The organism is Hansschlegelia beijingensis, assembly GCF_045505405.1.
GTDB classification, from domain to species: Bacteria; Pseudomonadota; Alphaproteobacteria; order Rhizobiales; family Methylopilaceae; genus Methylopila; species Methylopila beijingensis_A.
In genome coordinates, this window is the sequence record NZ_JBJKEX010000066.1 from 1 (window position 1) to 12867 (window position 12867).

At 69.4% G+C, this 12867-nt stretch carries 12 protein-coding genes and 1 tRNA gene; 4 read left to right on the forward strand and 9 right to left on the reverse strand.

From position 1 onward, the window contains the following. Window positions 1-149 precede the first annotated feature (149 nt). A complete protein-coding gene (locus ACIKT0_RS06520; protein ID WP_407104552.1) occupies window positions 150-632 on the forward strand; it encodes a hypothetical protein in 483 nt (160 codons plus the stop codon). A gap of 6 nt (window positions 633-638) precedes the next feature. Here ACIKT0_RS06520 and ACIKT0_RS06525 read toward each other — a convergent pair whose 3' ends face one another. The 5 genes from ACIKT0_RS06525 to ACIKT0_RS06545 all read right to left on the reverse strand — a co-directional run bounded on the left by ACIKT0_RS06525 (window position 639) and on the right by ACIKT0_RS06545 (window position 5213). Next, the gene (locus ACIKT0_RS06525) at window positions 639-872 is read right to left on the reverse strand and encodes a ribbon-helix-helix domain-containing protein (protein ID WP_407104563.1); all 234 of its coding nucleotides are present in this window, start codon (window positions 870-872) and stop codon (window positions 639-641) included. A 152-nt stretch (window positions 873-1024) separates the two neighbouring features. Then, complete coding sequence (locus ACIKT0_RS06530; RefSeq protein ID WP_407104553.1) at window positions 1025-1219, reverse strand: DUF4169 family protein; 195 nt, start codon at window positions 1217-1219, stop codon at window positions 1025-1027. A gap of 79 nt (window positions 1220-1298) precedes the next feature. Then, the gene (fumC, locus tag ACIKT0_RS06535) at window positions 1299-2690 is read right to left on the reverse strand and encodes a class II fumarate hydratase (protein ID WP_407104554.1); all 1392 of its coding nucleotides are present in this window, start codon (window positions 2688-2690) and stop codon (window positions 1299-1301) included. Between the two features lie 92 nt (window positions 2691-2782). Further along, window positions 2783-3337 (reverse strand): SspB family protein, encoded by a 555-nt coding sequence (locus ACIKT0_RS06540; protein WP_407104555.1) that lies wholly within the window; start codon window positions 3335-3337, stop codon window positions 2783-2785. A 190-nt stretch (window positions 3338-3527) separates the two neighbouring features. Beyond that, window positions 3528-5213, reverse strand: coding sequence for an MFS transporter (locus ACIKT0_RS06545; protein ID WP_407104556.1), 1686 nt, complete (start codon window positions 5211-5213; stop codon window positions 3528-3530). Between the two features lie 335 nt (window positions 5214-5548). On the opposite strand from ACIKT0_RS06545, the gene ACIKT0_RS06550 reads away from it, so the two are divergent. After that, entirely contained in the window at window positions 5549-5905 is a 357-nt protein-coding gene (locus ACIKT0_RS06550) for a hypothetical protein (RefSeq protein ID WP_407104557.1), read from the forward strand. Here the strand turns inward: ACIKT0_RS06550 and ACIKT0_RS06555 are convergent. Further along, a complete protein-coding gene (locus ACIKT0_RS06555; protein WP_407104558.1) occupies window positions 5883-6725 on the reverse strand; it encodes a TrmH family RNA methyltransferase in 843 nt (280 codons plus the stop codon). The genes ACIKT0_RS06550 and ACIKT0_RS06555 overlap by 23 nt on opposite strands. Window positions 6726-6932: 207 nt before the next feature. Here ACIKT0_RS06555 and ACIKT0_RS06560 point away from each other — a divergent pair. Together ACIKT0_RS06560 and ACIKT0_RS06565 are read left to right on the forward strand one after the other, a co-directional pair. Further along, window positions 6933-7017 (forward strand) — tRNA-Tyr (locus ACIKT0_RS06560). Between the two features lie 214 nt (window positions 7018-7231). After that, window positions 7232-8257 carry a sensor histidine kinase gene (locus ACIKT0_RS06565; protein ID WP_407104559.1) on the forward strand — a complete coding sequence of 342 codons (1026 nt, stop codon included), beginning with the start codon at window positions 7232-7234 and terminating at the stop codon, window positions 8255-8257. On the opposite strand, the gene ACIKT0_RS06570 is transcribed toward ACIKT0_RS06565, so the two are convergent. The 3 genes from ACIKT0_RS06570 to ACIKT0_RS06580 form a co-directional block, all read right to left on the reverse strand. Beyond that, entirely contained in the window at window positions 8152-9903 is a 1752-nt protein-coding gene (locus tag ACIKT0_RS06570) for a methylmalonyl-CoA mutase family protein (RefSeq protein WP_407104560.1), read from the reverse strand. The two genes, ACIKT0_RS06565 and ACIKT0_RS06570, sit on opposite strands and share 106 nt — an antisense overlap. Before the next feature lie 167 nt (window positions 9904-10070). Continuing rightward, the gene (locus tag ACIKT0_RS06575) at window positions 10071-11078 is read right to left on the reverse strand and encodes an autotransporter domain-containing protein (protein ID WP_407104561.1); all 1008 of its coding nucleotides are present in this window, start codon (window positions 11076-11078) and stop codon (window positions 10071-10073) included. Between the two features lie 209 nt (window positions 11079-11287). Continuing rightward, window positions 11288-12670 (reverse strand): dipeptidase, encoded by a 1383-nt coding sequence (locus tag ACIKT0_RS06580; RefSeq protein ID WP_407104562.1) that lies wholly within the window; start codon window positions 12668-12670, stop codon window positions 11288-11290. Between the last annotated feature and the right edge of the window lie 197 nt (window positions 12671-12867).

The window sequence follows — 12867 nt, forward strand, 5'->3', positions numbered from 1 at the left end:
CTGGATCGCGCCCGCCTTCTCCGGCAGCCTTATCTCCTCGCCCGCGGTGATGATGTCGAGTTGCACCAGAAGGTCCGGGAAACTGATTCCTCACGCTCGACGCCGACCTGACGCTTGCCCCGGAGCGGCCGGATGCGCCGCAGATCGGCGTGTCCTTCGAAGGGCCGCTGGCGGCGCCGAAGCGTCGGATCGACGCCACGTCGTTCACCAGCTGGCTCTCGGTGCGGGCCGTCGAGCGCGAGACCAAGCGCATCGAGGCCATGGAGGCCGACATGCGGGAGCGCGCCCGGATCGCGCGGGAGCGCGTCGAGCAGGAGCGGAAGGCCGAGGAGGCTCGAAAGGCGGAGGAGGCCCGGAAGGCGGAGGAGGCGGCGCGCGCGGAGGCCGAGCGCAAGCGGCAGGAGGAGCAGGCGCGCTCGCTGATCGAGGCCGTTCCGCCGCCGGCCACGATCGCTCCGATGAGGCCCTCATCCCCGCTCGACCTGACGTCGCCCGCTGTTCGGACCGAACGCGGCGGCCATGGCGGCGTGGGTGGAGCCGGGGCGTCTGGAATCCGGCGGCCGGGGCGGGCGCTTCAGGACGAGCCGCAGATCCTGCCGCCGCCGATGATCATCAGCCCACTGGCGCAGTAAGTAAGATCAGGCGCCGGCTACGCTCGCCACGGCGCCCGCGCGCCGGCGGTAATGGTCGAGCACGAAGAGCCGCACGGCCGACGACAGATTGCCGCCGCTGCGGCGCGCATCGATCTCGGCCACCAGGCTGCGCAGGGACTGCGCGCGCTCCCGCGCGATGTCCTTGAGCGCGTGCCAGAAGGCGTCCTCCAGGCTGACGCTCGTCTTGTGGCCGGCCACGACGATCGAGCGCTTCACGATCTCCGGGTTGGATCCGGCGCCCGCCTCAGGCGCGGCGTCGTCCAGCAGCTCCTGAACGATCACGCCTTCCGCGCCCTGAGTAGGAATCGCGCGCAGATGGCCTTCGCTCTCGGCGGAGGAACCAACGATCTCGATATCGATGCCAGGTACAGTCATGAATCGGCGTCGCCCCCGTTCTCGCGACGATGATCCTCGAGCCGCCTGTCTGCCAAAGCACGGCGGGCGGTCTCGAGATCCTTGTCCTGCTTCGGCGTTCCGAACTTGGTGCGGTTCTCCGCAGCCAGCTTTTCGGACGCCGCACGCGCCCGGCTCTTCCGGGCGCGCCGCAGATTGATGATCTCTGCCACGCCCATGCTCTTACACGTCCGTGACGTAAAAATCGAGGGCGCTGGGAACAGAACAGGGAGCGCGGGAGTTGAGGTCAATTCAGCTCGGACGGATCATGGCTTCGGGTCGGACGATACGGTCGAACTCCTCGGCCGTGACGAAGCCCAGCCGCACAGCTTCTTCGCGCAAAGTCGTGCCGTTCTTGTGCGCAGTCTTCGCGACCGTGGTGGCTTTGTCGTAGCCGATGGTCGGCGCAAGCGCAGTCACAAGCATCAGCGAACGGCTCATCAGATCAGCGATCCGGGCCTCGTCCGCCTCGATGCCAACCACACAATTATCCGTGAAGCTGACCGCGGCGTCGGCCAGGATGCGGATCGACTGCAACATGCAGTACGCCATCACGGGCTTGTAGACGTTGAGCTCGAAATGGCCCTGGCTGCCGCTGAACGTGATGGTCGCGTTGTTCCCGAACACCTGGGCGCACACCATCGTCAGCGCCTCGCACTGCGTCGGGTTCACCTTGCCGGGCATGATCGACGAGCCGGGCTCGTTCTCCGGCAGCTTCAGTTCGCCGAGACCCGAACGCGGACCGGACCCCAGCAGCCGGATGTCGTTGGCGATCTTGAACAGGCCCGCCGCAAGCGCGTTGAGCGCCCCGTGGGCGTGCACATAGGCGTCGTGTGAGGCGAGCGCCTCGAACTTGTTGGCGGCGGTGACGAAGGGCAGGCCTGTGATCTCCGCGACCCGTGCCGCGAAGCCCTCCGCAAAGCCGACCTTGGCGTTGATTCCCGTGCCGACAGCGGTGCCGCCCTGGGCCAGCGGGTAAAGGTGCCGCAGCGCCTCGCGGATCCGCTCCGTCCCCAGCCGCACCTGGGCGACATAGCCCGAGAATTCCTGGCCGAGGGTGAGCGGCGTGGCGTCCTGGGTGTGCGTGCGCCCGATCTTGATGATGTGCTCGAAGGCCTTCGCCTTGGCTTCCAGGGCGTCCGCGAGGTGGGCGAGGGCGGGCAGCAGCCGGCGTTCGATCTCCTCCGCGGCCGCGATGTGCATCGCGGTCGGGAAGGTGTCGTTGGACGACTGGCTCATGTTGACGTGGTCGTTCGGATGAACCGGCGTCTTCGAGCCGAGCGCGCCGCCGAGAAGTTCGATCGCGCGGTTCGAGATCACCTCGTTGGCGTTCATGTTGGACTGCGTGCCGGAGCCCGTCTGCCAGACGACCAGCGGGAAATGGTCGTCGAACTTGCCGTCGACGACCTCCTTGGCGGCGGCCGAGATGGCCTCAGCCAGCCTGGGGTCGAGGATGCCGAGATCGCGGTTGGTGAGCGCCGCCGCGCGCTTGATGACGCCGAGCGCCCGGACCAGCGGTTTGGGCAAGGTCTCGCCGCCGATCTTGAAGTTCTGGAGCGAGCGCTGCGTCTGCGCGCCCCAATACCGGTCCGCGGGCACCTCAAGCGGGCCGAATGAATCGGTCTCGGTGCGGGTCGCTGTCATCGGAGGCCCCCAGGCTCGTCGTCGCGCTTCGATCTGCGCGAGGCGTGCCTAGCACGCGGCGTTCGGCCGCGTCACGCCGCCTTCAGGCGCAGTCACTTCTTCCGGAACTTGTCCAGGCTGACGACCTCGGCGCCGCCCTCGGGGGCCGACGCGGGAGCAACTTCGGCCCCTTGCTCTTCCGCCCCGCTCGGCTCCGGCTGCCGGAGCGGCTCGACGGCGGCTCCGGACGTCTCGCCGTCGACGTCGTCATCGGCCGCGCCGGGCGCGTCCGGGTTGTCGAACTTCAGTCCGAACTGGACGGACGGATCGAAGAAGCCCGTCACTGACGCGAACGGCACGCTCAGCTTCTCGGGGATGTTGCGGAAGGAAAGGCCGACCTCGAAGCCGTCCTCGCGCACGTTCAGGTCCCAGAACTGGTGCTGGAGCACGATCGTCATCTCGGCCGGATACTCCGCGCGCAGACGCTGCGACAGCCGGACGTCAGGATCGGTGGTGCGGAAGGAGATGTAGAAATGATGGTCGCCGGGCGCGCCCTCGCGGGCCACGCGGGCCAGCACGTCGTGCACCACGCCGCGCAACGCCTTCTGCGTCAGCAGGTCGTAGCGGATGAAATCCTGAACGGGCGGAGTCGGCGGCGTCGTCGTCATGCCCGGTACATAGTCGGATTCGGCGCGCGGGGAACATCGCGACCGGTCGCCGCGACTCGAAATCGCGCGGACGGCGGGCGACTGGGCGTCGCGGAGCGCGGGCGCGCCCTGGCTAAAACGAACGCAGCCCGGCGGTGAGCCGGGCTGCGCGAGAAGCGTCGGTCCTGTCGCAAGACAGGGGAGGCGGACCTCAGGAGTGTTCGTAGGTCTCGAGGTCGCGGTCCTTGGTCTCCGGCACGAAGAACAGTCCGATCACCACCGTCATCAAGGCGAAGACGATCGGGTACCAGAGGCCGTAGTAGATATCGCCTGTCGCGGCCACCATGGCGAAGGCCGTCGCCGGCAACAGGCCGCCGAACCAGCCATTGCCGATGTGGTACGGCAGCGACATCGAGGTGTAGCGGATGCGCGTCGGGAACATCTCCACCAGCGCGGCCGCGATCGGCCCGTAGACCATCGTCACGAACAGCACGAGCACGAACAGCAGCAGCACGATGCCGCCGGTCTGGGCCCGGAAGATGTCGAACACGTGCTCCATCTTCGCGATGCCGGGATCGCCCGCCTTCGGGTAGCCGGCCGCCTGAAGGGCGGCGAGCGTCGCCTTGCTGGACTCCGCCGCGCCCGCGCCGCCCACGAACGGGATCTCCTGATCGTTGATGCGGACCTTGGTCTCGCCCGCCGGGCCAGCTTCGGTCGTGTACTTGACCGAGGACTTCGACAGGAAGTCGCGCGCCTGGTCACAGGCGCTCGTGTATTTGCGCGTTCCGACCGGGTTGAACAGATCGCCGCATTCGGCCGGATCCGCGACCACCGTCACCTTGACGGTCTCGATGGCGTGGTTGAGCGCGGGATTACCGAGCGCGGTGATCTGGTGGAAGATCGGGAAGTAGCAGACCGCCGCGATCAGGCAGCCGCCGAGGATGATCGGCTTGCGGCCGATCTTGTCGGAGAGCGCGCCGAACACGATGAAGAAGCCGGTGCCGAGCAGCAGCGACCAGGCGATCAGAAGGTTCGAGGTGAAGGCGTCGACCTTGAGGATCGATTGCAGGAAGAACAGCGCGTAGAACTGGCCGGTGTACCAGACGACGCCCTGGCCGGCGGTGAGGCCGAGCAGCGCGATCAGGGCGATCTTGGCGTTGCGCCACTGACCGAAGGACTCCGAGAGCGGCGCCTTGGAGCGGGTGCCCTCGGCCTTCATCTTCTGGAAGGCGGGCGACTCGTTCAGCGAGAGCCGGATCCACACGGAGATGCCGAGCAGCACGACCGAGATCAGGAACGGGATGCGCCAGCCCCAGTCCTTGAAGGCTTCCTCGCCGAGCATGCCGCGGGTGAACAGGATCACGAGCAGCGACAGGAATAGGCCGAGGGTGGCGGTGGTCTGGATCCACGAGGTGTAGAATCCACGCCGGCCGACAGGAGCATGCTCGGCCACATAGGTCGCCGCGCCGCCATACTCGCCGCCGAGCGCGAGGCCCTGCAGCAGGCGCAGAATGATCAGGATGACCGGAGCCGCGAAGCCGATCGTCGCGGCGTTGGGCAGAATGCCCACCACGAAGGTCGAGAGGCCCATGATCAGGATGGTGATCAGGAAGGTATACTTGCGGCCGACCAGGTCGCCCAGTCTGCCGAACACCAGGGCGCCGAACGGGCGCACAAGGAAGCCCGCCGCGAAGGCGAGCAGGGCGAAGATGCCGCGCGTCGATTCAGGATATTGGCTGAAGAACTGCGCGCCGATGATCACGGCGAGCGACCCGTAGAGGTAGAAATCGTACCACTCGAAGACGGTGCCGAGCGACGAGGCGAAGATGACTTTCTTCTCCTCCCGCGTCATCGGCCGCACCCGCTCGGGCGCTACAGTCGTGCTTGCGACGGACATAGGCCTGTTTCACCTCGGCGTTAGGGAGCGCCGTCGCGTGGGCGCGGACGCGGCGACGACCGTGAGCCGTCCTGCGACGGCGCTGTTTTTTGTTTGATAGGCTGGCCCGCGCCGCAGGCCCTCTCAGGTGGATGCGGCGCCCCCCGCATCGGCTTCTCCCTGGCGGGCCGGATTCACGGCGCGCTTCGCGGATCTGTCCGTGGCCCTGAAATCCCCTCGAGCCCTAGCGCACAACTCCGCATTACCTAGATACACAGTGTGGCGACGACTCGTCGACGGGCCCGCGAATGCGACCTTCGTTTAATCTACTGTTAAGTTTTTCTTTGTGCGCGCTCATGCTCGCGCCGGGCGCCCGCGCCGAGTACCGGCCGGGCACGATCATCTCCGAGCCGGCGGACCAGCGGGGCAGCGCGATCACGCGCCCAGCCGGGAAACCGGATCGCGAATGGCGGCGCGGGCGAAAGACGCCGGAACTCCGGCGCACTCCGCAACGGCCGATCGCCGGACCGGCCGCGCCGCCCCGATTCGACAGCCGCGGCCGCCGGCTGGACGTGCCCGGCCGGCCCGACACCTATGACGCGATCGGGCGCGTGCGGCGGGACTATCCGAGGCCGGGCGTGGCGATCGTCCCGAGCGGCCCCACCGTGCGCACGGACGCCGCCACCAGGATCAATCAGTTCCCGCCGCGGTGAGGGGCTTGGCGCGCCGCGCCACGTAGAGCGCGATCGCGGCGGCGTTGGAGACGTTGAGGCTCTTGATTGCGCCCGGCGCGTCGAGGCGGGCGAGCCGATCGCAGGTCTCGCGGGTGAGTTGCCTCAGTCCCTTGCCCTCCGCCCCGAGCACAAGCGCGACCCCGCCCGAACCGAGCGCCGATTCGTCGAAGCTGGCGTCGCCCTCGGAATCGAGTCCGATCCGCAGGAAGCCGCGGTCGCCGAGCGTCTGCAGCGCCCGGGCGAGGTTCTGCACCAGCACGAGCGGCGCATGCTCGAGGCCGCCGCTCGCGGATTTCGCCAGCACGCCGGTCGCCTCGGGGCTGTGGCGCGCGGTCGTGACGATCGCGTCGACCGCGAAGGCGGCCGCGGTGCGCACGATCGCGCCGACATTGTGGGGGTCGGTGATCTGGTCCAGCACCAGCACCAAGCCGTCCTGCGGGATCGTCTCCAGCGTCGGGCCGTCGAGCGCCTCGGCTTCCAGGTAGAGGCCCTGGTGAACGGCGTCCGGCGTGAGGAGGCGGTCGATCACGCCGGGGCGCACGATCTCCGGCGTCACGCGGCCGAGCAGGCCGGCCTCCGTGAGCCGCGCGACCGCGTTCTCCGTCGCCAGCAGCCGGATCGGCTTGCGGCGCGGATTGGCCAGAGCCTCGGCGACGCTGTGATAGCCGTAGATCACCACCGGCCCCTCATGGTCGCGCGGGAAGCCGCGGGGGGCTTCGCGCCCGCCGCCCTGAGCGGGGCGCTTCTTCCAGCGCGGAGAGCCGGACCCGGATGGGCGCGGCGAACGGGGCGGGCGCATTCTACGGTCTCGAGGCATGAGGCGAGGGGGCGGCCGGCGTTCTGTCATGGCGCCGACGCCTTGGCAACGCGCGGCCGCGAACCCGCGCTTCCGGTTTTCCGGTTGACACCGGGGCGGGCCGAACCCTAAAGCACCGGCCGCGAAGGACGGCGACGGCGACGTCACGGCCTTCCGCTTCGGCCCGGTTCACCGCGCCGATGCGAGCGTGGAGGGGTGCCCGAGTGGTTAAAGGGGACGGACTGTAAATCCGTTGGCTTAGCCTACGTTGGTTCGAATCCAACCCCCTCCACCATCTCTCGCCTCCGCCCATCTCCCTCCGCTGAACTCCTCGCTTCAGGCCGGCTGGTCGCCGCGGTTGCGGGCTTTCGCCCTCGCGACGGCCGCTGCGGTGGAACGAAACCCGGCCCTCGTCATTTCGCCACAGGGGCGGTCACGTCCGCGCGCCCGGCGCCTCGACCAACGGTGCGCCGTGCCGCCCTGCGGAGGATGGCGAGGGGCTGATCGGCATGGGGAAGGACGAGGATCACACGGCGCTGCTCGCCCTGCGGGCGAGCGCTGCGCGTTACAAGCTGATTCTCGAAAGCTCCACCGAATTCGCGATCATCGCGGCCGACGGCGACCGCCGGATCACCGAATGGAACGCCGGGGCGGAGAAGATATTCCAGTGGCGTGAGGAGGAGGTGCTCGGCCGCAGCGCCGATCTGATCTTCACCGAAGAGGATCGGGCGAACGGCGCGGCGGCGCGCGAGGCCAGCACCGCCGACGCCACGGGCCGCGCCCTGGACGATCGTTGGCACCTCCGCAAGGACGGCACCCGACTGTGGGGCTCGGGGATGATGTTTCCGCTTCGCGACGGAAGCCGGGGTTATCTGAAAATTCTCTACGACCGCACCGAGCATCGGAACGCTGAGGAGCGGCAGAAACTTCTGCTCGGCGAGCTTCAGCACCGCGTCCGCAACATTCTCGCGGTGGTGAGGTCGCTCGCGAGGAGGACCATCGAGATGAGCCCGAACCTCCAGGAATTCGAACAGGCTTTCGACGGCCGTCTGGCGACGCTGGCCCGCACCCAGAACGTCCTCACCCGCTCGGGCGACGTCGCGCTCGAGCTCGGCGAGCTGATTCGCGACGAGCTCGCGGCGGTCGGCGCATCGGTCGGCGACCGGGTGAGCGTGCAGGGGCCGGACGTGAAGCTGCGTCGGCGCGCGGCGGAGGTCGTGGCGCTCGCCGCGCATGAGCTTGCGACCAACGCGCTCAAGCATGGCGCGTTGGCCGTGCCTGACGGCCGGCTGGACGTGCGATGGCGCCTCATCCCGAGCTCCGACGGGCCCCTGCTCTCGATGGAGTGGTGCGAGCGGGGCGTGTCGTTCCCGAGCGGCCCCCCGCCGGGCAGTGGTTTCGGCAGGGAGCTGATCGAGCAGGGGCTGCCCTACGAACTGGGCGCCGCCACCTCGCTGGAGTTCGACGTCGAGGGACTTCGGGCGACCATCCAGTTCCCCCTGGGCCACGGAGACGAGGGGGAGCAGGACGCGTGACGCCGACCCAGGATCTGCCTCTCGCCGGCTGGAAGGTTCTGATCGTGGAGGATCAGTTCCTGATCGCCTCCGACATGAAACGAATCGTGGCGGCGCTCGGCGGCGAAACGATCGGGCCGTGCCGCAGCGTCGATCAGGCGCGCGAACTGCTGGCCTCCTGCTCGCCGGACTTCGCGCTGCTCGACATCAACCTCGACGACAAGCCCGTCTTCGAGCTGGCTGAGGAGCTTTCGCGCCGCGGCGTGCCGTTCGTGTTCGCGAGCGGCTATGACGATTTCGCCATTCCGGAGCCGCATCGGCACGTGCCTCGTCTGGACAAGCCGCTGTCCCGCGCCGATCTGGAGCAGGCGGTGCTCCGCCTGAGGGCCGGCGTCTCGCCGCCCTAGAGCAGGAGGCCCCCGGCGAAGGCCCCAGAAGCCGGAGCGGAGCGCCTCGAACAGGCCCCCCTGGCGTTCGATCTCGCGGAACGTCCGCCAGCCGGCTTCGGCGAATTTGTCGGTCAGCAGTTCGATCGCTCCGGCGCCGGCGGCCGGGTCCGCGACGCGATAAGCGTTGCTCTCTTCGAGAATGATCGACTGCGCGTTGCGGGCGAGCCGCCGGCTGTCGGCGTCGGACGCCCCGAAGGCATGGGTGTAGGGCAGCACGACGATAGAGTCCGCCCCGCCGACGCCGGCCGCGAAGGCCGCGATCGTGGTGCGCACCATGTTCGTGTGGGCGTCCCGCTGGGTCATCATCCGGCGCGAGGTCTCGGCGTGGACGTGGACGGGCCCGGGCGCGAGACCCGCTTCCTCGCGCCAGCGCGCCCACAGCAGGCGGGCCGCGCGCAGCTTGGCGATCGAGGCGAATTGCTGGGCGTCGCAGGCGAAGGCGAACGCGATCTGTCCCGCCGCCGCCTCGAGCGTGAAGCCGTGATCGATCATCGCCCGCACGTGTTCCGTCGCCGACGCCAGCACGGTCGCGAGTTCCTGGATCTCGCTCGCGCCGGCGCAGTGCACGACCCGCGAGTCGGCGAGCACGACGGGGCTCGTGAAGCCACGCGCGCCGATGTCCTCGGCGACGCCCGCGAAGCGCCGGCGCATGTCGGGCCAGGCTCTGGCGAGCGCGCCGGTGCGGCTGAGGTCGCGCAGCAGGTCCACCCCGAACAGCGCCTTCACGGAGGCGGGCGCGAGGCCCCGCCGCTCCACGAGCGCCGCCAGCATGGCCGCCGCGATGCGGCCCTCATAGGGCGCGAGGTCGAGGTGGATCGGCGCGAGATCGAGCAGCACGCCGTCCAGCGTGCGGTCGAGATCGCTCAGGCTCTCGATCCGCAGCCCCTGGCCGATGCCCTGGCCCGCAAGCGTGAGGGACAGGCCGGTGGCGCCGTTGTGAAGGTCCTCGAGCGCCTGGGCGTTCGCCTGGGCCGGATCCGCCAGATCGATCCGCGTCATCGCGATCCAGGGCGCGCCCGCGGGTCGCCCAGCCACGGCCCGGGGAGCCGCGCGCGGCGCGATCGCGTCGACCGAGACGCCATCGATCGTGCGGTGCGAAAGCACCGAGTCGAGCGGGCGGCCCTTGAGCGCCGTTTCGGCGGCGCGGCGCCACTCTTCCTCGGTCGCTGCGAATTCGGCGGCGAAGTTGGTCGCCGTCATGATCGATTCCATCGTCATCCGGTTCTCGGCCTGAAGCGGCGGGGACCCTGCCACACAGGCCGTGCTCTCGCCATTACCGACAATGGAATTAGGGCGTTCGCAGCATGTGGCGCGGTCGTCCTCCGAGACACGCGCCGGGCGCTGTGCGCTGCAGCGAAAATCGGCCCGCGCGCCGGAAGGAAGGCCTAGAAGTGCACGCCCAGTCGGGCGCGGCTCGAATGGGTCGCCAGGTCGTCCCGGCGCCCATAGTCGTAGTTCACGCTGAGATTGACGCCCGGGGCGAGGTCGGTGCCGGCGCCGACGCCGCCGACCACGCCACGCCCGTTGGGACTGCCCACCGAGGCGAGACGCGCGCGGGCGCCGAAAGCGTCGGTCGACGACAGCGCTCCGGCCTTGAACGCGAGCACCTCCTCGGCGCCGATGAACGCCTCCAGCGCCAGTTCATGCCCCGGAGCGAGCCCGACCTTACGCGCCCCCGTCAGGCGGAACGAACCGATCGCGGCGCGGGCGGTCCGGGCGGCGAACGACCGCGGATTCTCCCCGCCGCGCTCCCGGTAGGCGCTCGAAGTGTTCGAATAGGCCGCCAGCCCGACCGTGGGCGTGATCCTGATGCGGTCGAAGGTCAGCGTCGCGCCGATCTGGCTGCCGGCGCGGAAGCCGTAGCCGAAGGCCGAGGCGCGGCTCCGCCCGTCTTCAGGGCCGCGATCCACCGACCAGAAGTCGAAGACGGACCCGCCGAACAGCATCTTGACGAAGACCGGTCCGCGGTTGAGCCGGCCGTAGATGTCGGCGTTCTGCGCGAAGGTCTTGGCGCTCAGGTCGCCGGAACTGACGTCGCCGAAGCCCGCGCTGGCGGCCGCACCGACGATCGTTCCGGACCCGATGTCGCGATCGACCCCGAGCCGCATGACCGAGGTCGATCCCCCCGAGCCGAGACGGCCGTCCCGCTCGGCTTGCCCGAAGGAGGCGGAGCCGTTCTCCCAGTAAACGGCGGCCTTCGGGATCGGCTGCTTGTCATCGGGCCGCGCCGCGTCGAGGCGGGCGAAGGCGGCGTCGGTCTCGGCATGCGCAAGGAAGGCGCCGCTCTCGGCCAGCGCCTGCGCGGAGCGCAGATCGTCGGCGCGCGCGGCGGAGGCGCAAGCCAGCGCCGCCATGCCGAGCGCGAGCCCGGCGCGTGATTTCAGCAAGTCCATAGCCGTCACTCGGAGCGACGCTGCCGACGGCCCGCACGGCGACGGCCAGCGTTCTTCGCAGGCGCAGTATGAACGAACGTTCAGGTTTCGCGATTCACACTGGTTCACGATGGCGAGAGAGGTATTCGGCTAAATACCTCTCCCGTCTTCCCGGCCGCCTGCGCAACAATCCCGGCCTGCCGCCGCGCTCCGCAGAGAAGCTTTCGCGATCAGCCGGCGAGCGCCGCAAGTATGCGGATCCAGGAGCGCGTGCCTTTTCGGAAGCTCTCCAGGTCATATTTCTCGTTCGGCGAGTGGATCCGATCGTCGTCGAGCGCGAAACCAACGAGCAGCGCGTCGAGGCCGAGCGTCCGCTTGAAGTCGCCGACGACAGGGATCGAGCCTCCGGAGCCGATCGTGACCGGCGCGACCCCCCACTCGGCTTCCAGCGCCGTCCGCGCCTTTGCGAGCGCCGGGCTGTCGAACGGCAGCTGGATCGCGCGCGAGCCCTTGTGGCCGGTGAACTCGACCTTGCAGTCGGCGGGCGTCCGTTCGCGCACGAAGGCGCGGAACGCCTGCCGGATCGCCGCCGGGTCCTGATCGCCGACCAGCCGGTAGGAGATCTTGGCCTGGGCCTCGGACGGGATGACGGTCTTCGCTCCCGCGCCGGTGTAGCCGCCCCACAGGCCGTTCACGTCACAGGTCGGGCGCGACTGGATCTGCTCGATCACCATGCGGTCCGCCTCGCCGGCCGGGACCGAGAGGCCGATCGGACCAAGGAACGTCTCCGCGTCGAGGCCGAGCCCGCGCCACTGTTCCCGCACCTCCTCCGGGATGTTCGGGACGCCCTCATAGAAGCCGGGCAGCGTCACGCGCCCCTGCTCGTCATGGAGGTCCGCCACGATGCGGGCGAGCACGTGGAGGGGGTTGCGCGCCGCCCCGCCATACATGCCCGAATGGAGGTCACGATCCGCGGCGCGGATCGTGACCTCCTCATAGAGCAGGCCGCGCAGCGAAGACGTGATCGCCGGCGCGCCCTCCGCCCACATCGTGGTGTCGCAGACCAGCGCCACGTCGGCCGACAGCTCCTCCCGCGCCTCCTCCAGGAAGCCCGGCAGATTGACCGATCCGGACTCCTCCTCGCCCTCGATCACCATCGTGACGCCGCAGGGCAGCGAGCCGGTGGCGGCCTTCCAGGCGCGGCACGCCTCGACGAAGGTCATCACCTGGCCTTTGTCGTCGCTCGCGCCGCGCGCCACGATGATCTGCCGGCCGGCCTTCGTGACGGCGATCCGCGGCTCGAACGGCGGCGTCTCCCACTTCTCCAGCGGGTCGACCGGCTGCACGTCGTAATGGCCGTAGAACAGGACGTTCGGCGCGTCGGGCCTCGGCTGCTTCGCGAGCACGATCGGGTGGCCCGGCGTTTCGCGCAGTTCGGCCGCGAAGCCCAGCGTGGCGAGATCGCGCCGCAGCCAGTCCGCAGCCTCGCGGCAGCCGTTGCGGTAGGCGGGATCGGTCGAGATCGAAGGGATCCGCAGCAGCGCGAACAGCCGCTCCAGGCTCCTGTCGAGGCTGTCGTCCGCGGCGGCGAGGGCGCGGTCGAGATCGGACATCGCTGTCGGCTCCTGTGGCGAAAGGCGCAAGGTCGCGGGGTATGGACGAAACCGGCCCGGATGTGGAGCCTAACCCGCGCGCCCCGGATCTACCGACGCATCAGGCTGCCCAGTACCCCGCGCACGACGGCCCGGCCGAGCGAGCCGCCGAGGCTGCCGGCGACCGACTTGCCGACGGAGGCCGCCACGTCGCCGGC